Consider the following 25,844-nt stretch of genomic DNA (forward strand, 5'->3'; position numbering starts at 1 on the left):
CCACCATGCCTTTCGAGGTCCAGGATCTGTCCGGCACGTTCAGCGTCGGCGACATCGCGATCGCGCTCGCACTGTCCTTTGTGCTCAGCTCCGCGATCGGCTGGGTGTACCGGGCGACCCACCGCAACGTGTCGTACAGCCAGTCGTACGTGCAGACCCTGGTCATCCTGGGCATGATCATTTCGTTGATCATGCTGGTGGTCGGCTCGAACATCGCACGGGCCTTCGCGCTGGTCGGTGCGCTGTCGGTGATCCGCTTCCGAAACGCGATCAAGGAGACCCGCGACGTCGGGTTCATCTTCCTGGTGATGGGCATCGGGATGGCCTGCGGCACCCGGTTCTACACGCTCGCGGTCGTCGCCACCGTCGCGATCTGCCTCGTGGTGGTCGTCATGCAGCGGTTCAACTGGTTCCAGCTGAACGTGCAACGCCAGGTGGTCAAGGTGCAGGTGCCGGCCGACGAGGACCACACGAATGAGATCCAGGACGTGCTGCTGCGGCACACCAGCGAGTTCGAGCTGGTGAGCCTGGAGTCGATACAGGGTGGCGCGCTGACCGAGCTGATGTACACCGTCCGGCTGCGCAAGGGCACCGAGCCGACCACGCTGATCGCCGCGTTGCGCGAGCGGACGTATGGGCAGCGGGTCACGCTGCTGACCGGCTACGACCAGACCGACCTGTGATGCGGCGGCTCAAGCACCGGCTCCCGGTGCGGCTGCGGCACCACTGGAAGGTGGTGGCCGCCTGCGGGATCTTCTTCGCCGTGCTGGTCGGGCTGGTCGGCACGAGCCGGGTGGCGCCGATCGTGACCAGCGACGAGCGCGCCGACGCCGACGTCGTGGTCCAGGACATTCCCGGCACCGTCGACCTGTTCGACACCAGCAGGCCGCACGAGCTCACGCTGTCCTACTCGCCCGTGGACTACGAGCGGATGCTCGACCAGTACTGGGAGGACGGCGACAAGGAGTACCTCGAAGCCGACCTGGTCGTCGACGGCACCCGTATCGACAGTGTCGGCATCCGCCTCAAGGGCAACTCCACGCTGTCCGGCATGACCCGCGACGGCCAAACCGCGCCACGAGGCTTCGGCGACCGCGGCGAGGAGGGCGTCCGGGTCGGACCGCCGGCGGGCGGTGCGGCGCCGCGCGACTTCGGTCAGGCCGGCGGTGGTTTCCGCGGCGGCGGCATGGGTGGCCTGCGCGCCGAGGAGCCGGAAAACCTGCCGTGGCTGGTCAGCTTCGACGAGTACGTCGAGGGCCGCCGCTACCAGGGGCGCACCGAGATCGCGGTTCGTCCGGCCACCGGCATGGGCGGCAGCACCACCGGGCTCAACGAGGCGGTCGCGCTCAGCCTTGTCGCCGCGTCGGGCGAGCCGTCACAGCGGTACACGTTCTCCACGTTCACCGTCAACGACCGGCCGACGGTGACCCGGCTTGTCGTCGAGCACCCCGACCGGACCTACGCCGACTCGCTGCCGGGCGACGGTGTGCTCTACAAGTCGCAGGCCAGCGGCCAGTTCGCCGACCAGGGCGACGACCAGACCGACTACCAGGACGACTTCGAGCAGGTCAACAAGAAGGGTAGCCAGGACCTGCGGCCGGTGATCGAGCTGATCCAGTGGGTCGGCTCCGCCTCCGACGCGGAGTTTGCCGCGGGGCTCGCCGACCGGGTCGATACGGCCTCGTTCGCCCGCTACGCAGCGTTGCAGAACCTGCTGCTCAACTTCGACGACATGAGCGGGCCGGGCAGCAACTACTACCTGTACTACAACCTCGACACCCGCAAGTTCACCGTGATCACCTGGGACCTCAACCTCGCGATGAGCGGCGACGCCACCCAGGGGCCGAACGACGCGGGTCGCATGGGCGGCTTCCTGGGCGCCGGCCCAGGCGGCGACCGGGGCCAGCCGCCCGAGGGCTTCGAGCCGCCGGAGGGCTTCCAGCTGCCGGAGGGTTTCGAGCCGCCCGAGGGTTTCCAGCCGCCGGATGGCGGGCCGGGGCCCGGTGGTGGCATGCGGATGCGGGGGCACCAGCTCAAGGAGCGCTTCCTGGCCGACCCCGAGTTCAAGAAGGTGTACGAGAACGCGTACCGCGACCTCTACCAGAGGCTCTACGCCAGCGGCGCGGCCGCGACCGCGGTCGAGCAGACCAGCGCCATCCTCAAGGCCGCCGGGGCCAACGCATCCACCGTGGACAGTGAGGCGGCCGCCCTGCGCACGCTTGTCGACAGCCGCACCAAGAGCCTGGCGACAGACGAGGTCATCACGCGGAAGTGAGGCGCTGACCGGCGTGAGAGCCGGTCGGTGATCCGCGGTGTGGCTTCCCGCGAACTGGGCGGTGGTCGAGACCCCTTGGCCTTGGTAGACGCTTCGGTTCGTGTGGAACCGGCAGCGCTGAGGTGGGTCTGTGCCGGCGCGGGCGGTCGCGCTCGGAGCGGGTGTTGGCGTTATCGGAGGGTCATGCCGGGGATCCGGGCTCGGATCGCGTCGAGTTCGGCTTCGTCGGAGATGCCTTGGAAGTCGTGGCGGGGTGTGTATGGCGCTTCGAGTGCGCGTAGCTGGTCGTCGGTCAGCTCGACGTCCAGTGACGCGACGGCGTCGTCGATCTGGTGCACCGAGCCGGCGCCGACCAGTGGGGCGGTGACGACGGGTTGGCGGCGTAGCCAGGCCAGGGCGACCTGGGCGCGGCTGACGCCGTGGGCGTCGGCGACCTGTCCGACCGTGTCCACGATCGCTCGGTTCGAGGCCTCCTCCGTGGGTGTGTACAGCCAGTCGGCGTAGGAGCCGTCGGTCTGCGAGCGTGTGGTGGACTTGGCGTCGTTCCAGGCGCGTGCGAGCCGGCCGCGGGCCAGTGGGCTCCAGATGATGGTGCCGACGCCCTCGTCGAGGCACAGCGGGATCATCTCGCGTTCCTCTTCGCGGGCGAGCAGGTTGTAGTGGTTTTGCATGGAGACGAACCGCGCCCAGCCGTGCTGCTTTTGCAGGTGCAGGGCCTTGGCGAACTCCCAGGCGGGCATCGAGGAGGCGCCAAGGTAGCGCACCTTGCCGGCCTTCACGAGGTCACTGAGTGCTTCGAGGGTCTCCTCGAGCGGTGTCGCGTGGTCGTTGCGGTGTATCTGGTAGAGGTCTATGTAGTCGGTGCCGAGCCGCTGAAGCGAGTGGTCGACCTCGGTCATGATCGCCTTGCGGGACAGGCCCTTGCCGTTGGGGCCGGGCCGCATCGGGTGGCGCAGCTTGGTGGCGATCACCACGTCGTCGCGGTTCGCGAAGTCGCCCAGCGCCCTGCCGAGGATCTCCTCGCTCGAGCCCAGCGAGTACAGGTTCGCGGTGTCGAAGAAGTTGATCCCGGCTTCCAGCGCGTGCTTGATGAGTGGGCGGCTGGTCTGCTCGTCCAGCGACCAGACCGGGTGGCCGCGGTTGGGTTCGCCGTAGGTCATCGCACCGATGGCGATCGGCGAGACGTCCAGGCCGGTGGTGCCGAGCTTGATGTACTGCACGGTGCTCCTCTAAGGTAAGTGGAGAGGTCTCCATATACGGTAGTGGAGACCTCTCCGGATAGCAAGGGGCGTGGAATGGTTCGTGCAGACGCTCGCGAGAATCGGGCCCGCATCCTGGAGACCGCGCGCCAGGCGCTGGCCGAGGACGGCAACACCTCGATGAACCAGATCGCGCAACGCGCTGGCGTCGGACCTGGCACCTTGTATCGCAACTACCCGACCCGCGAAGCGCTCGTCCTGGCCGTCTACCAACTCGAAATCGACCGGCTCATCGAGTCCGTGCCCGAACTCCTGGCCCACCTGCCGCCGTTGGAAGCACTGCGGCGCTGGACCACCGAGCTGGTCAGCGCCATGAAAAGAAAACACGGCCTCGGCGACGCACTCAGCCCCGGAGCCCATCAATCCATCACCGAACGCACCTACGGCCCCGTGATCGCCGCCATCACGCAACTACTCGACGCCGGCCAACGCGATGGCACCATCCGCACCGACGCGGACGCCCGTGACTTCCTGCAACTCACCGGCGCTCTGTGGCGAGCCGCGTCCGGGCCAGAAGACCGCTCGCAACCCATGCTCGGCCTCATCCTCGATGGGCTCAGCCGTCGATAGGCGGTGGCGGCCCTGCCAGCGGGCTCTCACCGAACCGCCGGGATCGACGAGCACCGCCATCAGGCACGCCGAGCGGCTCCCCCTGGTCCGAGCATGTCAGCTACTGATGTTCCCGCCGAGTTCGCGATTGGGCCGGATCGGTGGGCGACACGGCGCGGGTTCGATGAAAGGTCTCGTGCCGGTTCGATGAACGGTGGGGTCGACGCTCTACCCATGACTACATCCACCAGCGGGGCCGCCATACTACGGCGGATCCCCATCCTCCTGGTCGCACTGCTCGCCGCGACCGTGAGCGCGGTGACCGTGTCCCAGCCCGCCGCCAACGCGAGCCCGGCCTCCAACTCCGTCGTACGGACGGCGTACATCTGGAACTGTCCGACGGGGGCGCCGGGCTGCTATCCCGGCGCGCAGACCAGGGTGGGGGACGTGCGTGTGGGCGACCCGATCGCCGACCTGTGCACCGGCACGTTCAGCGGCAACCAGAAGAACCTGATCTTCAACCAGACCACCCGCGGCGGGGCGGCCGAGCGCACGGGCTTCCTCTACCGCAACAACCTGTTCTCGGATGACGTGGAGGACTCCTGCTACACCGGCGGCGTGGCGCAGAGCGTGGTGGACCGGGGCGCGACCCAGCGGCTGTGCCCGTACGACAGCTGCGGCTCCACCGGCACGGTGCCGCGCAACAACTCGAACTGGGTGCTGCGCGAGTTCTGCTACACCTTCCGCAGCAATGTGGACTGGCGGCTGGTGGTCGCCTACAACCGCAACACCAACGGTCCGCTGACCGCGGGCTTCGTGCGCGCCAGCCAGCTCGACAACCCGCTGAACTCGGCGCAGTACAACTGCGACTTCATCTAAAGCGGTCCGGGTGCCGCGTCGAGGACGGCGCGGCACCCGTGTTGGGCGTTCAGGCGACGGCGGTCATCGGCAGAACGGAGCGCGTCCCATGGCCGACTCGATCCCGCCGAGCACGTGGCGCAGGAAGTGCTCGTCGCCGGTCATCGGGGTGTCGGTCCACGCCTCGACCGCGTGCCCGAGGGTCGTGACCCAGGAACGGCCGCCGTCGTAGTACTGGCACCAGGACACCGGGTGGTTGCGGCCGTGGCCGGGGTGGCCGCTGCCGCCGGTCGGACCCTCCGGCAGCGTGGACTCGTCGACGTTGGCGAGGATCCGGACCCGGCTGGGAAACGGCACGAGGTTGTACCACTCGTCGGCGAAGTCCCAGCGGGCCGGCAACCCGGCGGTCGAAGCGCCGCGGCGGCTCATCGTGACGACGGTGCCGGGCTGGTTGCGCCCGTGGTCGTAGTAGTTGGCGCCGCCGAGCAGCCCTTCGTACCACTCCCAGTTGTACTCGGTGCCGAACGCGTTGTGGATGCCGACGAAGCCACCCCCGCCGCGGATGTACTGGCGCAGGGCAGTCTGTGCCGGGTCGTCCAGGGTGTCGCGGGTGGTGCTCATGAAGATGACCGCGTTGTAGCGGAACAGCCGCGCGGGCGAGGAGAGCTGGGTGACGTCCTCGGTCCAGTCCACGGCGAAGCCGTGCTCGGCGCCGAGCCTGACCAGCGCGTTCTGTGCGGCGTGGGCGGGGGTCAGCGGGGGGTTGAGGCCGGCCGGCAGGGCGGGGCCGAGGTGGGCGTGGCGCGGGCCGGCGGTGCGGCTGTAGACAAGCACGCGGTATCCGTCGGTCGCCGGGTCGAAGTTGCCCCAGTCGTGGTAGCAGTCCGGGTCGGTGCCGCGGCAGACACCGTAGTCCGGGTTGCCGAGGCTCTGCGCGCCGCTGTCCTTCGGCTGCTGTGCGGGCTTTTCCGCGGCGCTGGGTATCGACGTGGTCAGCAGCATGACCGTCGCGGCCAGGGCGGCGCCGAACGCGGCGCTGAGGACCGTGTTGCGTCTCAAGGGCATGGGGGTACTCCTTGTGGCGATCAGCTGAGGAATGTCGGTGGGATGGATGGGGGCATGGGACCCTTGTTGCGGCGGCCCTGGCCGGTCTCCTCCCAGGCGTGCGCGAGGATCCCGACGCTGCGGCTCAGGACGAAGAGCCCTCGGGCCAGCGGCGGGGCGAATCCCAGCTCGCCGTAGACGACCGCCGTGCAACCGTCCACATTGATCGGTACGGGGCGCGACCGCCCGCGGGCCAGCTCGCCCTCGACGGCCTCCGCCGCGCGCAGGTACGCACCTGTGACGACGCCGTCGTCGACCGCCTCCTGGACCCGGCGCAGCAGCGGCTCGCGGCGGGGGTCCACGGTGTGGAAGCGGTGCCCGTACCCGGGCAGGTAGCGGGAGCGCGCCCGCCAGCGCCCGACGACGGACGACGCCGCGCTTTCGACGCTCTCTCCCGCCCCGGCGCGGGTGGCGACCTCGCCGAGCAGGTGCAGGCACTGCTCACCGGCGCCGCCATGCACGTCGCCAAGGGTGTTGACCGCGCTGGCGACGGCGTTGTTCAGGCCGATGCCGCAGGTGGCCGCGATGCGGGCGACGGCGATCGACGGCGCGTGCGGTCCGTGGTCCACAGAGGACACCAGGGCCGCCTCGAGGAGCCGCTCCTGACCCGGGGTCGGCAGCTGCCCGCGCAGCAGCAGCCAGATGACGGCGACGAAGCTGGTGCTGCCGATCAGCTCCTGGATGGGATGGCCGCGCAGCTCGATCACGTCGGGCTCGACCCGGGAGATCGCGGTGGACCACCAGTCCGACACGTCCCGTACCGTCGGCGCGTCCCTGTCGTCGTTCACTGGGCGATCACCTCGTTGGCGCCGGTGGACAGTTCGACGTTGTGCTCGCCCAGCAGCGGCGGTGGCGCCGTCGGCCGTAAGGGGGAGCCGTTGAGGTGTACGCCGTTTCCGCTGACCCGCAGCCGCCGCCCGGGGTTGCCGGGAAACGGGAGGTCGGTGAAGAAGCCGCGCTCGCGCAGCTGGTCGAGCTCGACGGTCTGCGCGACGGTGAGGATCCGCGCCGCCGGCACGCCGGCGCCGGACAGCAGCCGCTCCCATTCCAGCGCCGGGCGGCGTTGCAGGGCCGCGTTGATCTCCTGGTTCAGCGCGGCCCGGTTGGCCTTGCGGGCCTCGCGATCGGCGAAGCGGTCGTCGGTGACCAGGTCGTCCCGGCCGATGAGCCGGCACAGGACCTCAAACTGCTCCTGCCGGTTGGCCGCGATGTTGAGCGGACCGTCAGCGGCGTCGAAGGTGCCCGACGGTGCGGCGGTCGCGTTCTGGTCGCCCATCGGCTCCGGTGGTACGCCGCTGACCAGATAGTTCGACGTGGCCCAGCCCATCGCGGACAGCGAAGCCTCCAACATGGACACATCAAGGTGGACGCCCACGCCGGTGTGCGCCCGGCCGGCCAGGGCCGCGCAGATCGACATCGCGGCGACCAGCCCGCCGACCGTGTCGCACACCGGGAATCCAACGCGAAGCGGTGCGGTCTCGGGAGTCCCGGTGATGCTCATCATCCCGGAGAGCCCTTGGATGATCTGGTCGTACGCCGGGGCCTGGCTCATCGGCCCGGCCTGGCCGAAGCCGGAGATCGCGCAGTAGACGAGGCGCGGGTTGAGGCGGTGCAGCGTGTCCCAGTCGTAGCCGATGCGGGCCAGCACGCCCGCGCGGAAGTTTTCCAGCAGCACGTCGGCGCCGTCCAGCAGCCGTTCGAAGGCGGCCCGGTCCGTCGGCTCCTTGAGGTCCAGCTCGACCGACTTCTTCCCGGCGTTCTGGGCGAGGAAGGACGCGCCGACACCGGCCTGGTTGAGTGCCGGCTCGGGACCGAGGTGGCGGGCGAGGTCGCCCTGGCCGGGTCGTTCGACCTTGACGACCTCGGCGCCGAGGAGCATCAGGTGATAGCTGCAGTACGGCCCGGCCAGCACGTTCGTCAGATCCAGGACCCGTACGCCGCGCAACGGTCGGTCGTCCATGCGTCGCCCCTCGGGTTCGGCACCGGCTATTGCCAGGTGGCCTCGCCGCCCGTACGTTACACGTAGTCCGCACAACGGTCCAGGAGTACCACGCAGTGGTTCGAGTGCCGCTGGCGGTTCAGGCGAAGGAGCGGTGATGCTCGACAACCTCATCCGGACCGCGCCGACCGACGTCGTCGAGGTCGGCTGCCTCGTGGCCGGCGAATGGCTGGCCGGCGGCACGCGCGCCGAGCGGATCGGGCCGTGGGCACGCCGCGCCGTCAGCACCGCACGGCAGGCGGACGGCGGCGACGTGCGCGCCGCGCTGGCGTACGCGCGGGGTGGCGCCAAGGCGGTGGCCCGGATGTCGCCGGCGGCGCGGGCCGGCGTGCTGGAGCGGGCGGCGGCCACCGCCCTCGAGCGGCGCGAAGAGCTCGCCCGCCTGCTGGCGCTGGAGCTGGGCAAGCCGCTCAAGGACGGCCTGGGCGAGATCGACCGGGTCGCCGACACGTTCGCGGTCTGCGCGGCGGAGGCCCGGCGGATCGGTGGCGAGGTGCTGCCGGTGGCCGGCTGGGCTCGCGGCGTGGGCAACACCGCCTTCACCCACCGCGCTCCGGTCGGCGTGGCGCTCGCGATCACGCCGTTCAACGCCCCGGCCAACCTGCTCGCACACAAGCTCGCGGCCGCGTTCGCCGCCGGCAACACCACGATCGTCAAGCCGCCACCGCAGGGACCGGCCTCGTCGGCCGGGGTCGTGGCGCTTCTGCTCGATGCCGGCATGCCGGCGGAGGCGGTCCAGCTGCTGCACGGCGACGGGCGCGTGGGCGCCGAGCTGTGCGCCGCCCCGGAGGTCGGCGTGATCAGCTTTACCGGCAGCGTGGCCACCGGCGCGGCCGTCGCCCGCGCGGCCGGCGCCAAGCGCCTGGTCATGGAGCTCGGCGGCAACGCCGCCACCATCGTGTGCGAGGACGCGGACGTCGGCGCCGCCGCGCGGATCTGCGCCCGCACCGGCTACAGCAACTCCGGCCAGAGCTGCATCTCGGTGCAGCGGGTCTACGTACACCGCGACCGCTACGAGGAGTTTCTCGACGCCTTCACCGGCGAGGTGGAGCGGCTGGCGGTCGGCGACCCGCTCGACCCGGCCACCGACGTCGGTTCGATGGTCGACGACGACGCGGCCGAGCGCGTCGTGATGTGGGTGGACGAGGCGGTCGCGGCCGGGGCGAGGGTCACCACCGGCGGCCAGCGCGACGGCGCGACGGTGACGCCCACAGTCGTCGCCTCTCCGCCGGCGCAGGCGCGCCTGGTCCGCGACGAGGTGTTCGGCGCGGCGGTCAGCGTCCTGCCCTACGACGACTTCCAGGGTGTGCTGACCACCTGCAACGACAGCCGCTACGGCCTGCAGGCGGGCCTGTTCACCTACGACGTCCGGCGGGTCGTCACGGCCTGGCGGGAGCTGGAGGTCGGCGGCCTGGTCGTCAACGGGTCGTCCAACTTCCGGCTCGACCACGTCCCGTTCGGCGGCGTCAAGGACTCGGGCTTCGGCCGCGAGTCGCCCCGCTGGATGATCGACGACTACACCGTCGTCAAGACGCTCATGCTGCGCGGCATGTCCCTGTTCGGCGACCAGGAAGGCACCCGATGAGCCCCGACGACACGGTGACGGCGGCCGAGGCGATGGTCGCCCAGCTCGAGTCGTACGGCGTCGAGTACGTCTTCGGCACCTGCGGGCACACCAACATCGCCCTGCTCGACGCGATGGGACGCAGCACGATCAGGTTTGTCATCGCCCGCCACGAGCAGGCCGCGGCGCACGCCGCCGACGGGTACGCCCGCGCCACCGGCAAGCCCGGCGTGGTGCTGCTGCACGTCGGGCCCGGCATGACCAACGCGGTCACCGGCGTCATGACCGCGGCCCTGGACTCGGTACCGCTGGTGGCGATCGCCGGCGACATCCCCTCGTACTACCGGGGGCGGCACCCGCACCAGGAGGTGAACCTGCACGCCGACGGGGACCAGTCGGCCATCTACCGGCCGTTCGTGAAGCGGGCCTGGCAGGTGCACCGCGCCGCCGACCTGGCCCGGTTCACCGAGCGTGCGTTCTGGACCGCGACCGCCGGGCGGCCCGGCGCCGTGCTGCTCAGCGTGCCGATGGACCTGTTCTCCCGACCGGTACCGCGGGACGCCGCCGCCGGCTTCCCGCTCGCCACGCCGGAGCGGCCGGGCCTGCGCGCCGAGGTCGCCGGCCGGATCGCCGACCTGCTGGTGAGCGCGCGGCGCCCGCTGGTGTACCTGGGTGGCGGGCTGCGCCGCGGTCCCGGGCTCGACGCGTTGCGGTCGCTGGTCGAGCACCTCGACATCCCGGTGGCGCACTCGCTGATGGCCAAGGGCACGCTTCCCGACAGCCACCCACTGCTGCTGGGCATGCCGGGCTTCTGGGGCCTTGAGCTGACCAACCGGTACACCCGGGAGGCCGACGTCGTCCTCGCGCTGGCCACCCGCTTCGCCGAGACCGACGCCAGCTCCTGGGACCGCCGGTACACCTGGCAGTTTCCGCCCGGCGAGCTCATCCAGATCGACATCGACCCGGCCGAGATCGGTCGCAACTTCCCGGTCACCGTCGGTGCCGTCGCGGACGTCGCCGACGCGGTCCAGGCGATCGACGCGGCGGTACGCGACCGGCAGGCCACGCCCAGCAGCCGGCCCGGACTGCGCGAGAGCATCACCGCGGCCCGCGGGACACTGTTCACCGAGAGCCGGGAGCGCGGCACCAGCCAGCGCTTTCCGCTGCGACCCGAGCGGATCCTGACCGACCTGCGGGCCGCCATCCCGCCCGACGCGATCCTCGTCACCGACGTCGGGTGGAACAAGAACGGCGTCGCCCAGTGCTACGAGCTGCCCGACGAGGGCCGCTTCATCACCCCGGGCGGCGCCTCGACGATGGGCTTCGGCCCGGCCGCCGCGGTCGGCGTGCAGATCGCGCAACCCGACCGCACCGTTGTCGCGCTGATCGGCGACGGCGGGATGGGCGCGCAGCTGCCGGCGGTACCGATGGCGGTCGAGCAGGGCGCACCGGTGATCTTCGTCGTGATGAACAACCGCTCCCACGGCACCATCTCCGACCTGCAGTCCGCGAGCTTCGGACACAGCTACGGCTGCGACTTCGTCACCCCGGACGGCTCGCCGTACAGCCCCGACTTCGCCGCCTATGGCCGCGCCTGCGGGGCGGACGGCTACACAGTGGACAGTGCCGACTCGTTCGGCGAGGCGCTGCGCGCTGCGGTCGCGGCCCGCCGGCCGGCGGTGCTGGACGTACCGATGGTCAACGAACCCGTACCCACCCCCGGTCACTGGAACATCAAGGACATCTACCAGGGCATCTTCGACTGATCCCCGGGCGCTGGACCCGGATCCGGCGACCGACCACAACCGTGACGGCATCGCGCCGTCCCGGGCGCCCGCGCGCGTCCGGACCGCGGCGCCACGGCCAGGAAGAGGCGAACCCATGACACAGATCGACCGCAGAAACGTGCTCAAGGGCGCCGCGGCGGTGGCCGTCGCCGCGGCAGCCGTACCCACCGTCGCCCCGCCGGCGGCCGGCGCGGCCGGGCGCGGCACCGGCGCCGCCGACCTGGCCCGCTTCGACACCCCGGGCGACCAGGACTTTCCCAAGGTCGGCGGCAACCTGGGCAACCAGAACTACACCTCGCTGCGGCGCATCCATCCCGGAAACGTGCGCCGCCTGCGCGGCGCCTGGGTCAACCGCATCGAGGGCGGGCTCACCCAGGGCAACAGCCAGAGCACCGCGGTGGCCGTCGACGGTGTGCTCTACATCGAGTCGGCACTGGGCAACGTCATCGCGGTGGACGGTGTCACCGGGCAGACCAAATGGCGGTACGAGCAGGTCCGCGGCAGCCTGACCCGGCGCGGGGTGGCCGTCGGCGGCGGCTACGTGTTCACCAAGTCCAACGAGAACTACGTCATCGCGCTCGACCAGGAAACCGGCCAGGTCGCCTGGGAGCGTCAGGTCAACGGCTACGGCAACATCGAGAAGGTCGCCGTCGTCTACCACGACGGCCTGCTGTTCTGCGGCACCAACGACGGCCCCCGCGGCGCCGCGCTGGCGCTCGACGCCCGCAACGGCGACCTGCTCTGGCACTTCTGGGGCACGCCCGGGCCGGGCGAGTTCGGCAACGACACGTGGGAGGGCGAGTCCTGGATGGACGGCGGCGCCACGCCGTGGATCCACCCCGCCGTCGACCCGGAGCTGGGACTGACGTACTGGACCTTCGGCAACGCCCGCGGGAACAACTCCTCACAGGACGGTTCGGCCCGCGGCGGGCAGAACCTTTTCGCGAACTCGCTCGTCGCGCTCGACATGCGCACGGGTGCGTACCGCTGGCATTTCCAGTCGGTGCACCACGACATCTGGGACATGGACAACGTCATGGCGCCGGTCCTGGCCGACGTCAGGATCAAGGGCCGGCGGCGCAAGGTGGTCGTCTACGGCAGCAAGTCGGGCATGTTCTTCGTCCTCGACCGGACCGACGGCACCGCCCCGCTCGGCGTCGTGGAGCGACCGGTGCCGCAGGAGCCGCGCCAGAAGACCTGGCCGACCCAACCGTTTCCGGTGCAGGGCGGCTGGACCGAGCACCACGTCGTCGACCAGCCGCTGGGCACCTCGGTGCCGGGCGACCCCAACCGGGCCGTGCCCAACTACGTGCGGGGCGCGTTGTACGACCCGCACTGGGACGTGCCGATCCTGTCGATTCCCGGCCACGGCGGCGGCGCGGACTGGTCGCACATGTCCTTCAGCCACCGCACCGGGCTGGTGTACACCGGCTTCGGATATGTCGCGGCCGCCCACTCGCTCACCGAGAGCAGCAACGGCCTGCGGCCGCCGGGGGAGTACCAGACCGGCGGCATCGTCGCCGTCGACGTGAGCACCAACCGGGTGCGGTGGAAGCGGCGCATGCCGTACTCGCTGGCACACGGCAACGGCATCCTCACCACCGGGACCGACCTGATGTTCATCGGCCAGCCGGACGGCAACCTGCTGGCCATGGACGCCCGCACGAGCCGCGAGCTGTGGCGCTTCCAGACCGGCGCGGCGATCAGCTCCAGCCCGATCATGTACCGCGCCGGCGGCAAGGAGTACCTCGCGGTCTACGCCGGGGGCACCAGCATCCCGTACGGCAACTCCGCGCCGCGCGGCGACTTCCTCTGGGCGTTCGAGATCGACGGTTCCGTGGGCCCGGCGCCGACCCCGCCACCCCCGGTGATCCGCCGGCCGGTCTCCGGCGGCCCGGTCGAGGGAGCCGCGGTGGCCGACACCGTGGTGATCGGCCGCACGTACAACGCCGCGACCGGGCAGATCGGCGCCACCGAGTCGTTCGCCGTCGCCGGCATGGCGCCCACGCACCTGAGGGTCCCGGCCGGCACGACCGTGACGTTCACCAACCATCCCGGCAACGCCGGCGAGCGCGGCGTGACCCAGTTCTTCGAGGGTCTTTTCGAGGCGCGGCTGGCCCCGGGCGAGTCCTTCCGGTACACGTTCACCCGCACCGGCGAGTACTTCTTCAACGACCCGGCCAGCCCTCGGTCGACCGGCAAGGTCGAGGTCTACTAGGAGGCCGACCGTGGCACGCCGCTTGTTCATCCTCAATGGACCCAACCTCAACATGCTCGGTCGCCGCGAGCCGCACCTGTACGGCACGGTCACGCTCGCCGAGATCGAGAAACGGTGCCGCGCACTCGCCGTCGAGCTGGGCTTCGACCTGTTCTTCGGCCAGTCCAACACCGAGGGCCAGCTGCTGGACTGGGTGCATCAGGCGTACGACGAGGGCGCCCTTGTCATCATCAACCCGGCCGGGCTTTCGACCAGGTCGGTCGCCCTGCTCGACGCCCTCCGGATGCTCGACCAGCCGGTCGTGGAGGTCCATCTCACAAACGTCTTCAGCCGCGAGGCGACCTACCACCAGGAGCCGCTGACCGCGCGGGCGGCCGGCGGGTTCCTGGCCGGCTTCGGCCCGGACGTGTACGAGCTCGCGATGCTCAGCCTCAAAGGCGAGCCGGGGTGACCGGACCGCCGCTGCGGGTCGGCATCGTGGGCTGCGGCAAGATCGCGAGAAGTCACGTGGCCGCGCTGCGCGCCGTGGCCGGCGTCCAGGTCGTCGCGGTGGCCGATGTGGACGCCGGTCGGGCGCGGACCTTCGCGGCCGCGCACGGCGTCGCGCGGGTCTACCCGGGCGCGGACGAGCTGCTCGCGTCCGGGTTGGACGCCGTCACCATCTGCACCCCGCACGGCGCCCACGAGGACGGCGTGCTGGCCGCGGCGCGGCACCGCACCCACGTGCTGTGCGAGAAGCCGGTCGCCCTCACCGTCGCGCAGGCCCGCCGGATGACCGCCGCGACGGCGGCGGCCGGTGTCCGGTTCGGCGTGCTGTTCCAGCGCCGCTTCTGGCCGGCGGCGCTGGGCGTGCGGCGGGCGATCGACGACGGGCGGCTCGGCACGCCCATCTGCGGCGGCGTGCTCGCCCGGTTCAACCGCGACGCGGAGTACTACGCCGAGCCGTGGCGCGGCCGCCTCGACACCGAAGGCGGTGGGGTCCTGATGACGCAGGCGATCCATCACGTCGACCTGCTGCAGTGGTTTATGGGCCCGGCCCGCCGCGTCACCGGTCGCTGCGCCACGCTGGTCCACGGCGGGCTCATCGAGGTCGAGGACACCGCGGCGGCGGTCGTCGAGTTCGCCTCCGGCGCGATCGCCACCATCCAGGCTGGCACGACGTTCCGGCCCGGGCTCGGCGCGCAGGTCTGGGTGAGCGACGCGCGCGGCCGCACGGCGAGCGTGATGGAGTTTCCGGAAGGCGTCGGCTTCACCGACATCTCGACGGTGCCCGGCGACGAGGTGTCGCAGACCGGCCGGGTGCGGGCGGGTTCGCCGGACCTGCCGCTGGCGCGGATCCACGAGCACCTCGTGCCCTACCACGCCCGCCAGGTCGAGGACTTCGTCGACGCCGTCCGTCACGACCGGGAACCGGCCGTGACCGGGCACGACGCGGTCAGGTCGCTGGAGATCGTCGAGGCGGTCTACCGGTCGTCACGCACCGGCGCGGCCGTCGACCTCACCGGCGGCTAGGGACAGGTACCGCTCGACCATGTCGCCGCACATGGTCCGGTAGTGGCCGCGGCGTGCGGGATCCAGCAGGTCACGACCGAAGATCGCGCCGAACGTGTGCCGGTTCGCCACGTGGAAGACGCAGAACGCGCTGATCATCATGTGCACGTCGACGGCGTCCACATCGGTGCGGAACAGTGCCTCGGCGCGACCGCGGCGCAGGATGCCGTCCAACATGGAGATGACCGGGCCGCTGAGGTCGACGAGCTTGACGAGCTCCTTGACGTGTTCGGCGTTGTGGATGTTTTCGATCGAGACCAGCCGGATGAACTCCGGGTGGGCGCCATGATGGTCGAACGTGACCTCCGCGACCCGCCGCAGCGCCGTGACCGGGTCGAGGTTGTCCACGCTGACCTCGCGCTCGGCCGCCCGGATCCGGGCATAGGCCCGCTCGAGCACGGCGATGTAGAGCTGCTTCTTGCCGCCGAAGTGGTAGTAGATCATCCGCTTCGTGGTGCGGGTCAGTGCGGCGATCTCGTCCACGCGCGAGCCGTGGTAGCCGTGTGCGGCGAACTGCTCCGTGGCGACGTCGAGGATCTCGGCGCGGGTGCGCGCGCTGTCCCGAACCCGCCCGGCGGGTTCCGTGACCTGCGTACCGGCCATCAGTCCTCCGATGTCGACAGGGTGCGGCGGCACCGAGCTTGCCACGGCTCTTGACTTTCGCACCACCGAGTGACTAACTAACGTACCAGTTCGTATAACAACGGTCGCGAGGTGACTGACCGTGTGTGCGGCGAAGATAGCTGCGTCAGCCGGCGCCGAACGGATGGGCGAAGCCCCGTTCGGACATCTGCTGCGCCATCTGCTTGAGGTCGGCGGCGAAGTCGGCGACCCGGTTTTCGGTGAAGCGGATGGTCGGCCCGCTCAGTCCGAGCGCGGCGATGACCTGTCCGGAGCCACCCAGAATCGGGGCGGCGACCGCGGACAGCCCGTCCTCCCGCTCGCCGTGGCTCTCGGCGTACCCGCGCACCGCCGCCTCGTCGATCCACTCCCGCAGCCGCCGGACGTGCTTCGGGCCGTAGGGGGAGCTTCGGGCGATGCGCTCCAGCAGGGCCGGGCTGGCGTCGCGCAGCAGGACCTTCGCCGACGCGCCGGCCCACATCGGCAGCTCGTCGCCGACGTGCACGACGTGGCGCAGCGGCTGCGGCCCTTCCTGCTGGGCGATGCAGACCCGGTAGATGTCGCGGGCGACGTACACGTTGACGGTCTCGCGCTGGCGCGCGGCCAACTCGCGCATGCTGCGCTGCGTGTCCGGCGGCAGCTCCCAGGTGCGTTGCACGAGGTGTGCCCACCGCCAGAGTCCCGGCCCGGCCATGTATCCACCGGCGGTGGCCCAGAGCAGGCCGCTCTGCTCCAGCGTGGAGACCATGCGCAGCACCGTCGTCTTGGCCAGGCCGGTCGCGTCGACGATCTCCCGGACCGTGATGGCCGGCCGATCCTCGGTCAGCAGCGCGAGGATGTCGAGGGCGCGCTGGACGCTGCGCACGCCCTGGGCGTCACCGGCCTCCGCCGGCTGCTCCGCCGGAGCACCTCCCTTGATGGGCGCCTCCACGCTCCCCACTCTCCTCGCCACGTAGTGGACCTGGCCCGGCGAACCATCGAATCACGCAGCACCGAGTTTCCCCTACGCGGCCTCCCGTTTCACACATCCGTAACGGTCCGGACTCGGAGTCTTGCCAGAAGCGGCGGGCGCCCGTACGTTAGCACGCAGTCCACTAGATGGCCCAATAGGTCCGGCTAGTGGTCCACCTCGGAAAGGGGTGCCCGTGCGAGAAGCGGTCCTCAGAGCGAGGCCCATCGTGACGACGTCCGTCCTGCGCCGGCGCTGGCCGGCGCGGCCGTCCTGTGTGGGGAGTGACGGTCGATGACCGCCGAGCGGCTGGAGGAGCACGGCGCCGCGGCGGACGCCGCCGAGCTCGTGCCCCAACCGCGCGAGCCGAAGGTCCTGCGCGCCTGGGCGGCGGTGGAGATGGCGATCGCCTGCGCGGCCGTCGTCGCCATCCTCGTCGCGGTGCTGTGGCAGGTGCTCAGCAGGTACGTGCCGGCCCTCAACTGGCCGGAGGTCGGGGAGATAGCGAGCTACTCGCTGATCATCCTGACGTTCATCATGATCGGGTACCTGATCGGCAACAACGGCCACATCACCATCCAGATCGTCGACTACATCGCCAAGGGCCGGGCCCTCGTGGTCGTCAAGGCCGTCTCCGCGGCGTGCACTGCGGTGATCTGTGCGCTGTTCGCGTGGGAGGCCTACGAGCTGATCCTCGCCTACCCCAACCGGCGCACCGCCGCGCTCGGCATCCCCGTCTGGGTGCTGTACGCGTTTCCGCTCGTCGGCTTCCTCTCCGGCACCGTGCGGGCGGTCGTGCGCATCTTCCTGGCCAACCAGCCGGATCCCGTCTTCGACGCGGCGGAGACACGATGATCCTCGAGCTCTGGATGGTCGGCGTCGTCATCACGCTGCTGCTGCTCGCCCGGGTCCCCGTCGGGCTCGCCTTCATCGGCCCCAGCTTGTGGTACACGCTGGCCGACGGAAACTCCAGCGGCTTCGCGCTGAAGACCACCTTCGACGGCCTCAACAGCTTTCCGCTGCTGGCGGTGCCGCTGTTCATCCTCGTCGGCGTGCTGGCCAACCGGCTCGGCGTCGCCGACCGGCTCTACGAGTTCTGCCTGGCGGCGCTCGCCCGGGTGCGGGGCAACCTGGCGTACGTCAACATCGGCACCGCCGTGGGCTTCTCGTGGATGAGCGGCTCCGCGCTTGCCGACGTGGCGGGACTGGGCAAAATCGAGGTCCCGCACATGGTCAAGGCGGGCTACCCGTACCGGTTCGCGGCCGGCCTGTCGGCGTCGTCGGCGCTGATCAGCCCGGTCATGCCGCCGAGCATCCCGGCCGTCATCTACGCCGCGACGGCCGCGGTGTCCACCGGCGCGCTCTTCGCCGCATCGGTCGTCCCCGCCTTGCTCATGGCGGTCGGCCTCTGCGTGTACGTGTTCGTATGGACCGCTCGCCGTCCGGACCTCGCCTCGGTGCCGTTCGACGTCCGGCGGCTGCGCAGCGCGGCGATCGGCACCATCGGTCCCGCCTTCGTCCCGATCATCCTGCTCGGTGGCATCCTGTCCGGCACGTTCACGCCGACCGAGGCGGCGTCGGTGGCGGTGCTCCTGATGGTCGTGCTCGGCCTGCTCTACCGCACACTGACGCTCAGGGTGCTGCTGCAGTCCCTGCGCGAGACGGCCGCCATCACCGGCGGCATCGGCCTGATCCTTGGTTCGGCCGCACTGCTGGGCCTGATCCTGACCCGTGCCCACGTGTCGCAGGACGTGGCCGAACTGGTGACGGCGGTGTCGGACGAGCCGTGGGTCTTCATGCTCATGGTCAACATCGTCATGCTCATCCTCGGCACGGTGGTCGACGCGACGGCCGCCATCCTCGTGACCGTGCCGGTGCTGCTGCCGATCGCCGTCAACCTCGGTGTCGACCCGGTCTACTTCGGCGTGGTGATAATCATCAACCTGATGATCGGTCTGCTGACGCCACCCGTCGGGAGCGTCCTGTTCGTCACCGCGTCGGTAACGGGGCGGCCGGTCGAAGAGGTGTTCCGCGGGGTCACTCCGTTCCTGATCCCGCTCGTCGCCGTCCTCGCGCTCATCTCCGCCTTCCCGGCCATCTCACTGTGGCTTCCCGGCGTGCTCGGGTTCTGATCCCGCCGGTTTCCCCAAAGCCCTGCGGAACAACGCCATCCCTAACCTGAGAGGACAGGGAGTCCCGATGTACCCACATTCCGCCGGCTGGCGCCGGCTCGCCGCCCTCGTCGCCGCAACGTTGCCGCTCGTCCTCGCCGCCGGTTGCTCCACACAGGACAACGCACCCACCGAGGCCGGTGAAAACCCGCGCCTGACCCTGAAGATCGGCAGCTCCCAGCCCGAGACGCAGCCGAACTTCTACTGTGGAATGAAGCTGCTCAAGGAGCGGGTCGAGGGGCAGAACCTCAACCTCACCCTGGACCTGTTCCCCAACAGCCAGCTCGGCCCCGACGCCGAACGCTTCGCCAGCGTGCAGGTCGGCGACATCGACATCGACCTGCAGGGCGGGTCGGCGATGTCCACCGCCTTCCCGAAGATCGGCGTGCTGGACGCGGCGTACGTCTTCAACGACGTCGACCACTTCTTCAAATGGGTCGACCAGAACGGCCAGCAGTTCTTCACGGAGTTCAACGCGGCGACCGACACGACAATCGTGGACGCCTGGTACTTCGGGATGCGCACCTTCACGGCGACCAAACCGATCCGCAAGCCCGAAGACCTCGGCGGTATGAAGATCCGATTCCCGAACACGCCCCAGTTCCTGGCCAACGCCAAGGCACTTGGCGCCAACGCGGTCGCGATCGCGGTGGAGGAGCTCTACCTGGCGTTGCAGCAGGGCGTCGCACAGGGCCAGGAAAACCCGGTCGTGGCCACGCACGCGCAGAAGTTCGACGAGATCCTGAAGGTCGCCAGCCTGACCAACCACCAGGTTGGTACGCACTACGTCGTCATGTCCGACAAGACGCTGGACAAGATGAGCCAGCCGCAGAAGGACGCGTTGTTCAAGGCGGTCCGCGACATCCGCGCCGAAAACCGCAAGTGCGTCGACGAGGAGACCGAGAAGGTGCTCAGCGGCTGGCGCGGCGAGTCCGGTCGCACGGTGGTGGAGATCGACCAGGTCGACCGGCAGGCGTTCATCACCAAGGCCGAGGCGTACTTCAACACGTACTTCAAGGGCGCCGACCTGGAGCTGTACAAGAGCGTCCGGGCCTCCGCCTGACCCTGTCGAGCGTCCGTGTGGAGGGCCGGCCCATCCGGCCTTCCGCACGGCGTCCCGACGACCCGACCGGGAGAGGTGTTCATGGTCCTGATCGGACTGGTCGGTGAAGGCATCCAACGATCGCACGCACCCCTGCTGCACCAGGCGGAAGCCGACCGGCAAGGGATCCGGCTGCACTACACGACCATCGACTCCGCCGAGCACGGCCTGGCCGCGGGCGACCTTCCGCAGCTGCTGCGCTGGGCCCGCACGCTCGGGTACCGGGGGCTGAACGTCACGCATCCGTTCAAGCAGGACGTCGTGCGCCACCTCGACGAACTGTCCCGCGAGGCGGCGGTGCTCGGTGCGGTCAACACCGTCGTGTTCGACGACGGCGTGACCCGCGGCTACAACACGGACGCGCCCGGGTTCGCGCGCAGCTTCGCCAGCGACTTCCACGACGCGCGGCGGGACGGCGTGGTGCAGCTCGGTGCGGGCGGCGCCGGCAGTGCGGTGGCGCACGCGTTGCTCTCGCTCGGCGTCCGGCACCTCACGATCGTGGACGTCGAACGCGCGAAGGCGGCGCGGCTGGCCCGCGCGCTGGCGGCGGAGTTCGGCGCGGACCGCGTCACCGTCAGTGCGCCGGACGAGCTGGCCGCGGTGCTGGCGCGGGCGGACGGCGTCGTCAACACCACGCCGATCGGGATGGCCCACCACCCCGGCTCACCGGTGCCGGAGTCGCAGCTGCGCGAGGACCTGTGGGTCGCCGACATCGTGTACCGGCCGTTCGACACCGCCCTGCTGCGCGCCGCCCGCGCGGTCGGTGCACCGACGCTGCACGGCGGCGGCATGAACGCCTACCAGGCGGCCGTGGCTTTCGAGTACTTCACCGGCCGGCCCGCGGACGCCGACGCGATGCGCGCCCACTCGGCGGAGCTGCTGAGCTCAGGTCGTTGACCTGTCGAGGTGCTCGCGCGCGGCCGCGATCGACATCCGCGCGTGCTCCTTCCCACCCACCTGCGCGACAAGCGTCGCGCGCGGGATCTCCAGCGCGTACGGCAGGCCGGGCGGCAGGGCCGCCAGGATGCCGTGCACGTCGATGCCTCCCTCACCCGGAAACAGCCGCTCGAACCGGGCGGTGTGGATGAGCCCCTCGTTCGTCGCGGGAACCCCGGGCGGCGCGTCGCAGACGTGCACGAAGTGGAACCAGTCGGCGGGCAGCTGTCGAAGGTCGGCCACGCTGGACCCGGAGCGGGCGAAGTGCAGCAGGTCGACGAGGATGCCGGCGTTGGGCTGGTCGGCGCCGCGCAGCACCCGTACCGCCTCGCGCAGGTCCGGTGTCTCCGTCCACGATGGAAACTCAAGGTCGACGGTGAGGCCGAGCGGACGGGCCAGCTCGCACAGCCGCGCGAACCGGTCGGTCTTGCGCGCGCGGTCGGGATCGGGCAGCTGCGTGATGACGTGGCGCGCGCCGAGCTCCGCGCCCGCCTCCAGAAACCGCACGAAGTCCTTCGGGTCCTCGTCCGGGCTGATGCGGGCCAGCTCCACGTCCAGTACCTCGATGCCGGTGGCGGCGAGGCGTACCTTCGTCGCGCGCATCAGCGCCGGATCGGTGGCCAGCGGATAGTGCGGCTCCTGCGGTGTCACCCGGGTCAGCCGCAGCCCGACGTACCGGTAGCCGCCGTCGGCCGCGGCCTCGACAAGCTCCGGCGGCGACAGGCTCAGGGCGGTCAGGTGGGCGAGTGAGTACTCGTGCCGCTTGTCGTCGCGCTGGGCCGGGCCGTCCCGCAGGGCGATCAGCCGGCGCTCCCGGTGCGCCGCCATCCGGACCGGGGCGCTGGACTCGCCGTACCCCGCGTACGCCTCGACGCGCTGGACCACGGCGAAGAAGACCCGGGAGCCGAGCATCTCGGTGTAGAAGTGCAGGTACTCGCCGTGCTCGTCGCGGTCGTAGAGGATCGAGTGCTCCCGCAGGCGCGCCAGGAGGTCGCCCGGCAGATCCAGGCGGGCGTCGAGGTCGGCGTAGTAGTTGTCGGGAATCCTCAGCACCGGGGCGCCGAGCGCGCGGACCGCCTCGGCGCTGGCGATCGCGTCGTCCGTGGTGAACGCGACGTGTTGCGGGCTCGGGATGGCCGGCGCCCAGCCACCGCGCCGCAGCGGTGCCGTGCTGAGCGTGATCCGCACCCGGCCGCTCGGGTCGGCGGTGGCCCGGCTGCGGATCAGCCCGAAGGGCGCGGCTATCTCGGTGGTCCGGCTGGCGTGCAGGCCCAGCACCGCCCGGTAGAAGAGGGTGGACTCGTCGAAGTCGTCGACCGAGTCGGTCAGCGAGACGTGGTCGGTGTCGCTCAGGCGGCCCGCACCCTCGGCCACGTCGCCGGTGGGGTCGAAGTCCTGTAGCCAGTTTTCGCTCTCCGCCCCGGTGCGGACCAGGAAGACCGCGGTGCCGTCGGGCGCGGCGACGGAGGTGAGCTCGGCTTCGCCGGGCTGGCGGAGGCGCGGCAGCACCGGGGCGAGCAGCCGCTCGGCCCGGCGGGTCGACGCGGGCGGGTCCGCGCTCTCCACCGCGATTGCGCACACCGTCGCCGTGCCCGGCGTGACCGTCCTTTGTGGTGCGTAGTTGAGCAGGAGCCGGGCCTTGCCCTGTTCCCACAGCTGGACCGGCTTGGAACGGTGCTGGCCGGTGTGCGCGAAGCCGAGCGCGGTCAGCGTGCGGGCCACGACCGGGCCGGACACGGCGTCGACCGCGACCTCCGTGAAGACGTGTCCACCGAGCGCCGGCGCCGGCGGCAGCCCGCCGAGCCTGAGCCGCTCCCGCGCGACCGGTGCGGCGCCCGCGCCGGCCGCCTCCAGCAGGGCCAGCAGTGAACGCATGCCGTCGATCGCGGCGTAGCGCGGGTCGGCCTGCCGGTAGACGTCGTTGAAGACCTCCAGCGACAGCGGCCCGTCGTACCCGGTGGCCAGCACGTGGCCCAGGAAGCCGGTGAGGTCGAACGAGCCGAGCCCGGGAAACAGCCGGTGGTGGCGGCTCCACTCGACCACGTCCATGTTCAGTCGCGGGGCGTCCGCGAGCTGCAGGTGGAACACCTTGGCGCCGGGAATGACCCTGATGGCCGCCGGGTCGTCGCGGCGCGAGAGCACGTGGAAGCTGTCCAGGCAGAGGCCCAGGGCCGGGTGGTCGGCGCGCCGGACGATCCGCCACGCGTGCGCGTAGGTGTTCACGAACCGGCCCCAGGCGAGCGGCTCGTACGCGATCCGCAGGCCGCGCTCCTGGGCCTTGCCGGCCAGGGCGTGCAGCTGCTCGGCGGCGAGGTCGTCGTCGTCGACGGCGTCGGGGGAGACGGAGGAGCAGACCAGCAGGGTGCCGGCACCCAACTGCTCGAGGATGTCGAAGGTCCGCTCGGCCCGGCGGAGGTTGGCCGCGAGGACGTCGGGCGCGACCGCCTCGAAGTCGCGGAACGGCTGGTACAGGTCGATCGTCAGCCCGCGCCGGGCGCACTCCTGGCGCACCCGGCGTGGTGACCACGGCGACGCGACGAGGTCGCTGGCGAACAGCTCGACGCCCTGGAAGCGCGCTGCGGCGGCGGCCGACAGCTTGTCCTCCAACGTGCCGGACAGGCAGACGGTGGCGATGGAGAGCCGGTAGTCCATCGGACACCTCCGCGAGTGAACGTACTAGATAGTTACTTATACGCCGACAGGCCCGCCAATGGAAGCCTTCAGGTCCGTCTGGCGGACCTCGGTGGCCGTTGGCTGATACCCCCGTCGGTCAGAGCCGCCGCCGGTCCCGAGGACGCCGGAACGCGGACTCGCTGTAGTAGCGGGTCACGTTTCCGTCGCCGTCGACCTCGCGGCTGTAGTGGCGCAGAAAGTCCCACAGCAGCGGCGACTCCTCGGGCATGGTGTTGTGCGAGCGGTAGAGGTTCTTCGTCAGCTTCAGCACCGGAACGTCCGTGTCCCGGTCGCGCCACGTCCAGGTCTGGAAGCGGTCGTGCCAGCCGCCGCGCTCGCCGTCCACGTCGTCCACATCGGACAGCTGCAGGCCGTTGGCGCTCAGGTGGTAGCGGGCCCAGGCGTCGAGGCTGTTGTCCGTGCCGTCCCACAGCCCGCCCGCGAGGAAGCCGAGGTCGCCGTAGCCGTAGATCTGGTAGTTGGGGATCATGCGGCCGGTGGCCGGATGCTGCACGCCGTCCATCGTGATGGTGCCCGCGGCGCTGGGTGCCGCGGTGAAGGAGGTCGAGGCGACCGCCGCGAAGTACTCCGGAAACGCGATCGCGAAGTTTTGCGACACCTGGCTGCCCGCGGACTGCCCGGTGGAGTAGAACCTGGTCGGGTCCACCGGGTACTCGTCGAGCATCACGTCCCGCAGCTGCCGGAAGAAGGCGACCGAGTCGCGGTGGCTGACCGACACCGAGGTGTTGCTGTACTGCTCGCACACGACGACGAGGATGAAGCCTTCCCGCTCCGCGACCTTCCACCACTGGGTGGCGTCGAGGAAGACCTTGTCGGTCTGGCTGTTGCCGGGCCACACGAAGACCACCGGCGCGCCGTCCCGCCACCGGCGGCGGGCGGACCGGGGGACATGGACCAGGTACTCCCGGACGAAGCCTTCGACCACCATGGTCCGGACCTGTATCCCCAGCCGGGCGTAGTCGGCGCGTTCGAAGAGCTGGTTTCCGTACGCGAAGAAGTTCTCGTACCGGGTGTACGAGGTCAGGAAGTCGACGATCTCGCCGGTGTCCGGTCCGCTCCAGCCGCCGACCGGCCGCCGCTGCACCGCGACCTGGGCGATCGGTCCGGCGTGCGAGGTCATCCACCGCGCGGATCGGCGTCGCTGCTTGAAGACGGTACCGAGGGTGCGGTCGGTGGAAGCGGCGTCGCCTGTGTCGTTGGCCCGCCTCCAGTAGGACAGGCTCGGGCCGATGGACCGCGGATCCGGGTGGATGTACCAGGTCGGCAGCACCGTCTCGTCGTACCGGATGAGATCGAAGCCGTCCGGGAACACGACCGTGGTGTAGCCGGCGTCCGTCTCACCGCCGAACTCCCGGCCGGCGAACGTATTCAGGTACGCGGCATCCAGGCCAGGGGAGTCGACGTACACCTGGCTGATCACGCGCAGCGGGTGCGCGACCGCCCACGTTTCCAGCGCCGGCGCTCCACCGCCGTAGCCGACGAGGTAGTGCAGGCCGAAGATGGAGAAGTAGCGGTTGCTCTGGTAGAAGGCCATCGCCGCCTCGACGTATGCGGCCTCGGTGTGCGCGTCGCCCCAGCCGCCCTCGCCCGGTTCGAGGACGAAGAGGCCTTCCTCGCGCCGGTCCGCCACGTCCACCCAGGAGGACCGGCGCAGGAACTCGGCCGTGTCCACCCCGTCGGGTACCGCGACAACCGTGTAGTAGGAACGGATCGGCGTCTGCGGGGAGATGTAGACCTTCGCCGTGCGCGGCTTGCCGCCGACGTCGAACGACTTCGTCCAGTACCCGCTCATCTCGCGCGGCAGCTTGTTGGCCCGCGTGTAGTCGTAGGCCGGAAACGGGCGGCCGTCGAGCGGCTGCGGGTCACCGAGGTCGCGCGGTCCCGGGCCGGAGCCGTGCCCGTTGGCGGCCGCGGGGGAGGCCAGCTGCGTTCCCAGGGTGGTCGTCGCGGCGAGCGCCGCGGTCCCTCGAAGCAGGCGGCGTCGATCGATCAAGGCCATGGTGAAGACCTTTCCGGTGGGCTGACGCCGGCTCGGCCGGCGGGTAAGTGGGTCCGTCAGATGGACCACGAGATCTGCTAGGCAGACCATAGTCTCGACCAGGGTGGCCGGCAATACCCCCGTAACATTCGGCGCTGTCGGGGGACGGCGCGGGCGCACCTGCCGAAGAGCGGCGGGGCCGCGTGGTTCGGTTCGCCGGAGCAGGCTG

The 25,844-nt window shown here is 70.6% G+C and carries 21 protein-coding genes; 13 read left to right on the forward strand and 8 right to left on the reverse strand.

Annotated features, from left to right (window positions below):
* Window positions 1–5 precede the first annotated feature (5 nt).
* Together Phou_RS28665 and Phou_RS28670 are read left to right on the forward strand one after the other, a co-directional pair.
* Window positions 6–683: a DUF4956 domain-containing protein gene (locus Phou_RS28665; RefSeq protein WP_173061360.1), complete on the forward strand. Its 678-nt coding sequence runs from the start codon at window positions 6–8 to the stop codon at window positions 681–683.
* Window positions 683–2,275 (forward strand): CotH kinase family protein, encoded by a 1,593-nt coding sequence (locus Phou_RS28670; protein ID WP_173061363.1) that lies wholly within the window; start codon window positions 683–685, stop codon window positions 2,273–2,275. The genes Phou_RS28665 and Phou_RS28670 overlap by 1 nt, the downstream gene beginning before the upstream one ends.
* Before the next feature lie 170 nt (window positions 2,276–2,445).
* Here Phou_RS28670 and Phou_RS28675 read toward each other — a convergent pair whose 3' ends face one another.
* Window positions 2,446–3,495: an aldo/keto reductase gene (locus Phou_RS28675; protein WP_173061367.1), complete on the reverse strand. Its 1,050-nt coding sequence runs from the start codon at window positions 3,493–3,495 to the stop codon at window positions 2,446–2,448.
* A gap of 75 nt (window positions 3,496–3,570) precedes the next feature.
* Between Phou_RS28675 and Phou_RS28680 the strand changes: the two genes are divergently transcribed.
* Window positions 3,571–4,104, forward strand: a complete 534-nt coding sequence (locus tag Phou_RS28680; protein ID WP_173061370.1) for a TetR/AcrR family transcriptional regulator — start codon at window positions 3,571–3,573, stop codon at window positions 4,102–4,104.
* 213 nt (window positions 4,105–4,317) lie between these two features.
* A complete protein-coding gene (locus Phou_RS28685) occupies window positions 4,318–4,962 on the forward strand; it encodes a hypothetical protein (protein ID WP_173061372.1) in 645 nt (214 codons plus the stop codon).
* A 63-nt stretch (window positions 4,963–5,025) separates the two neighbouring features.
* Here the strand turns inward: Phou_RS28685 and Phou_RS28690 are convergent, their stop codons facing one another.
* From Phou_RS28690 to Phou_RS28700, 3 genes are read right to left on the reverse strand one after another with little or no spacing between them, the layout of a single operon-like run.
* Complete coding sequence (locus Phou_RS28690) at window positions 5,026–6,006, reverse strand: ThuA domain-containing protein (RefSeq protein WP_173061375.1); 981 nt, start codon at window positions 6,004–6,006, stop codon at window positions 5,026–5,028.
* Window positions 6,007–6,026: 20 nt separating this feature from the next.
* Window positions 6,027–6,833: a citryl-CoA lyase gene (locus tag Phou_RS28695; RefSeq protein WP_173061378.1), complete on the reverse strand. Its 807-nt coding sequence runs from the start codon at window positions 6,831–6,833 to the stop codon at window positions 6,027–6,029.
* Window positions 6,830–8,005, reverse strand: coding sequence for a CaiB/BaiF CoA transferase family protein (locus tag Phou_RS28700; protein ID WP_173061381.1), 1,176 nt, complete (start codon window positions 8,003–8,005; stop codon window positions 6,830–6,832). Before Phou_RS28700 ends, Phou_RS28695 begins: the two co-directional genes overlap by 4 nt.
* Before the next feature lie 136 nt (window positions 8,006–8,141).
* Between Phou_RS28700 and Phou_RS28705 the strand changes: the two genes are divergently transcribed.
* From Phou_RS28705 to Phou_RS28725, 5 genes are all read left to right on the forward strand, one after another.
* Window positions 8,142–9,629 (forward strand): aldehyde dehydrogenase family protein, encoded by a 1,488-nt coding sequence (locus Phou_RS28705; RefSeq protein WP_173061384.1) that lies wholly within the window; start codon window positions 8,142–8,144, stop codon window positions 9,627–9,629.
* Window positions 9,626–11,374 carry a thiamine pyrophosphate-binding protein gene (locus Phou_RS28710; RefSeq protein WP_173061387.1) on the forward strand — a complete coding sequence of 583 codons (1,749 nt, stop codon included), beginning with the start codon at window positions 9,626–9,628 and terminating at the stop codon, window positions 11,372–11,374. The genes Phou_RS28705 and Phou_RS28710 overlap by 4 nt, the downstream gene beginning before the upstream one ends.
* 115 nt (window positions 11,375–11,489) lie before the next feature.
* On the forward strand, window positions 11,490–13,613 hold the full coding sequence (locus Phou_RS28715) for an outer membrane protein assembly factor BamB family protein (RefSeq protein ID WP_218579241.1): 2,124 nt from the start codon (window positions 11,490–11,492) through the stop codon (window positions 13,611–13,613).
* Window positions 13,614–13,623: 10 nt separating this feature from the next.
* Complete coding sequence (locus tag Phou_RS28720; protein WP_173061390.1) at window positions 13,624–14,064, forward strand: type II 3-dehydroquinate dehydratase; 441 nt, start codon at window positions 13,624–13,626, stop codon at window positions 14,062–14,064.
* Window positions 14,061–15,125 (forward strand): Gfo/Idh/MocA family protein, encoded by a 1,065-nt coding sequence (locus Phou_RS28725; protein WP_173061393.1) that lies wholly within the window; start codon window positions 14,061–14,063, stop codon window positions 15,123–15,125. The genes Phou_RS28720 and Phou_RS28725 overlap by 4 nt, the downstream gene beginning before the upstream one ends.
* Here the strand turns inward: Phou_RS28725 and Phou_RS28730 are convergent.
* Together Phou_RS28730 and Phou_RS28735 are read right to left on the reverse strand one after the other, a co-directional pair.
* Window positions 15,087–15,767 (reverse strand): TetR/AcrR family transcriptional regulator, encoded by a 681-nt coding sequence (locus Phou_RS28730; RefSeq protein ID WP_173061396.1) that lies wholly within the window; start codon window positions 15,765–15,767, stop codon window positions 15,087–15,089. The two genes, Phou_RS28725 and Phou_RS28730, sit on opposite strands and share 39 nt — an antisense overlap.
* Window positions 15,768–15,912: 145 nt before the next feature.
* On the reverse strand, window positions 15,913–16,716 hold the full coding sequence (locus tag Phou_RS28735; RefSeq protein WP_246273921.1) for an IclR family transcriptional regulator: 804 nt from the start codon (window positions 16,714–16,716) through the stop codon (window positions 15,913–15,915).
* A gap of 312 nt (window positions 16,717–17,028) precedes the next feature.
* On the opposite strand from Phou_RS28735, the gene Phou_RS28740 reads away from it, so the two are divergent.
* The 4 genes from Phou_RS28740 to Phou_RS28755 all read left to right on the forward strand — a co-directional run bounded on the left by Phou_RS28740 (window position 17,029) and on the right by Phou_RS28755 (window position 20,904).
* Window positions 17,029–17,589, forward strand: a complete 561-nt coding sequence (locus Phou_RS28740) for a TRAP transporter small permease (RefSeq protein ID WP_173061399.1) — start codon at window positions 17,029–17,031, stop codon at window positions 17,587–17,589.
* Window positions 17,586–18,866: a TRAP transporter large permease gene (locus tag Phou_RS28745; RefSeq protein ID WP_173061402.1), complete on the forward strand. Its 1,281-nt coding sequence runs from the start codon at window positions 17,586–17,588 to the stop codon at window positions 18,864–18,866. The genes Phou_RS28740 and Phou_RS28745 overlap by 4 nt, the downstream gene beginning before the upstream one ends.
* Before the next feature lie 67 nt (window positions 18,867–18,933).
* Window positions 18,934–19,968, forward strand: coding sequence for a TRAP transporter substrate-binding protein DctP (dctP, locus tag Phou_RS28750; RefSeq protein WP_173061405.1), 1,035 nt, complete (start codon window positions 18,934–18,936; stop codon window positions 19,966–19,968).
* Between the two features lie 81 nt (window positions 19,969–20,049).
* Window positions 20,050–20,904 carry a shikimate dehydrogenase gene (locus Phou_RS28755; protein ID WP_173061408.1) on the forward strand — a complete coding sequence of 285 codons (855 nt, stop codon included), beginning with the start codon at window positions 20,050–20,052 and terminating at the stop codon, window positions 20,902–20,904.
* Here Phou_RS28755 and Phou_RS28760 read toward each other — a convergent pair.
* Both Phou_RS28760 and Phou_RS28765 read right to left on the reverse strand, forming a co-directional pair.
* Window positions 20,893–23,595 (reverse strand): TIM barrel protein, encoded by a 2,703-nt coding sequence (locus Phou_RS28760; protein ID WP_178134982.1) that lies wholly within the window; start codon window positions 23,593–23,595, stop codon window positions 20,893–20,895. The two genes, Phou_RS28755 and Phou_RS28760, sit on opposite strands and share 12 nt — an antisense overlap.
* Window positions 23,596–23,713: 118 nt before the next feature.
* The gene (locus tag Phou_RS28765) at window positions 23,714–25,636 is read right to left on the reverse strand and encodes an alpha/beta hydrolase family protein (protein WP_173061412.1); all 1,923 of its coding nucleotides are present in this window, start codon (window positions 25,634–25,636) and stop codon (window positions 23,714–23,716) included.
* Between the last annotated feature and the right edge of the window lie 208 nt (window positions 25,637–25,844).

It is taken from the genome of Phytohabitans houttuyneae (assembly GCF_011764425.1).
In the GTDB taxonomy this organism is placed as follows: domain Bacteria; phylum Actinomycetota; class Actinomycetes; order Mycobacteriales; family Micromonosporaceae; genus Phytohabitans; species Phytohabitans houttuyneae.